General features: G+C 35.2%; 2 protein-coding genes. Both read right to left on the reverse strand.

Features of this window, described 5'->3' with window-relative positions; translation table 11 throughout:
• Positions 1 to 86 precede the first annotated feature (86 nt).
• Positions 87 to 824, reverse strand: coding sequence for an IS21-like element helper ATPase IstB (istB, locus tag KQA_RS0218095; protein WP_029209663.1), 738 nt, complete (start codon positions 822 to 824; stop codon positions 87 to 89).
• Positions 825 to 847: 23 nt separating this feature from the next.
• Complete coding sequence (istA, locus tag KQA_RS0218100; RefSeq protein WP_010183049.1) at positions 848 to 2,401, reverse strand: IS21 family transposase; 1,554 nt, start codon at positions 2,399 to 2,401, stop codon at positions 848 to 850.
• Positions 2,402 to 2,423 lie beyond the last annotated feature (22 nt).

Consider the following 2,423-nt stretch of genomic DNA (forward strand, 5'->3'; position numbering starts at 1 on the left):
TGGCTATTTCGGAGTGACCATGCCAGTGATTTCGGTCAAACAGTGCCACTCATAGAGGTATTGCAATTATAGTTAAAAATTAAGATTTATTGATTTTTTAAGATTGCTTTTCTGAGAGATTCTCCTTCTAGCTTAATTCGATGTGATGAGTTTACTATTCGATCTAAAATAGCATCAGCAATTGTTCCTTCCCCAATGATATCATACCAGGCAGACACAGGTATTTGAGATGCTATTATAGTTGAGGACTTCCCGTGTCTATCGTCAATAATATCCATAAGGGCTTCTCTTGCATGATTGTCGAAGCTTTGTAAACCAAAATCGTCAAGTATCAACACTTCTGCTTTTAGGATTTTATTGAGTTCTTTTAGATAGGTGCCATCGACTTTACAGAGTTTTAATTTTTTAAACATTCTAGCTGTATTTTGATAAAGTGTTTTGTTTCCTAGTATGCAGGCTTGGTGTCCTAATGCTTGTGCGATATAACTTTTACCTACTCCAGATGCTCCTGTTAAAATGATGTTTTCCTTTCGCTTGATGAAGTCTAGTGTAGCTAACCTTTCCAACATATTCTTGTCTAAATTACGTTGTGCAGCATAGTTGATATTAGTAATAGAAGCTTGTTGTTTAAAGGATGCTTGTTTTAAAAGTCTATCAATTTTTCGATTTTGCCAGTCATCCCATTGATGGTCTACAAGTAGGGCTAATTGTTGATCAAAGGTCATTTTTTCTGAGGTGTTCTGAGATAAGTGTTGACTATAGAGTTGAGCCATAGCGCTAAGTCTCATGGACCTGAGTTTTTCTAAAGTGGGATTATGATTCATATTATTATAGTTTTAAGGTTAAATTATTTGTAGGTTGATGCTCCTCGGATATTATCGTGCTTTGGGATATGTGATTTATTTTCCTCCAATACTTCGTAGAACAAAGAGTGCTTATCTATGTTGTTTTTCAGTATGTTTTGTATGCGTTTGTAGCTTACTACATCAAGTTCTAGTGCTTTTTTACAGGCCTTGTCTAAACGCTCTGAACCATAGCTTTTGTGTAGCTGTATGAGCCCCATTACTCTTTTGTATCCAATCTCTGGGTATGGAACATTAGTGATAATTTGCATAGCACACTTGGCTATATATACTCCATGTTTTAAAGCTTGCTTTTCAAAATATTCTGGACTCCAGTCCACATAATGTTTATGAGTACTACTAAGGTGTTCTTTATTGGTATTGTAAGCTCCTTTAGTTGAATTACGTTTATGTATGGCAATACGTTGGCGATTGTAGTATACTTCTATAGTAGTCGAAGTAGATTCAATTATGGTGTGATGCCCAATGTAACGATAAGGGACACTGTAATAGCTTTTATCTGTTGAAAAATATACATACCCCATCTTTTGAACTTTAGCTCTTTTGTACTCTTTAATCTGATAATGACAACTAGCTAAAGGCTTTAAACAACTGCGTTCTTCTCGCTGAAACAGTTCTTTTCGACTGGCTTGTTTTCTGGTAAGCAACATATCATTATACCGTGCTAAATGAACTTGTATTTGCCTATTGAGATCTTCTAAATTAAAGAAGGTCATCTCGTGCATAGGGTAGTAAATACGTTGATAAGTCAGATGCACAGCATTTTCAACCAAGGCTTTGTCCTGAGGACTATAAACTCTGGTAGGATTTACAACGCAGTTGTAATGGCGTGCGAAGTCTTTAAAACTCTTATTAATCTGTGCTTCATATTTACTAGATCTAGTAACAGCAGATTTTAGATTGTCAGAGACAATCATTTTGGGAACACCTCCATAAAAACGCAAGGCATTTTCACAACATCGAATAAAATCTTCTTGTTTTTGACTCCCACAGGCTTCAACGTAAGTATACTGACTACTGGGGAGAATCGCTACAAAAACTTCAGCAGCTTCTAATTCACCTGTTTCTTTGTTTAAAATATGTAGCTTCTTACCTGCATAATCTACGAACATAGCTTCACCTGCTATATGCTCTAACTTCATAGAACCTTTTTCTTTGGGAAACTTACGGTGATAATGCTCTAAAAATTGAGTGTAACTGTAGGGGTTTTTGGCTTCATTACTATAAACAGCATAATGATATGAATACGTAAAGCCTGTTTGATTCAGCTTACCATTCATCGTATCAAAATAACGCATCAGTGCATTATGACGCTCATTATCAATAGTGGTATGGGAGGGAAATAAACGTTCTAATTTTAGATTATCGAACGCTAAGAGTTCTTTGAGCTTATAATCACTAGCCTTAAATAAACGTAAATATCCATTTACAGTATTGCGAGAGATACTTAAAATAGAACCAATTTTACGATTACTTATGCCATCTAAGTGCAAACTCAGAATTTGTTTTAAATCCATAGGGTCAAGTGTGTTTGCCATGCTGTTGTTATTTTAAAAAAAA

It is taken from the genome of Aquimarina agarilytica ZC1 (genome assembly GCF_000255455.1).
Lineage (GTDB): Bacteria > Bacteroidota > Bacteroidia > Flavobacteriales > Flavobacteriaceae > Aquimarina > Aquimarina agarilytica.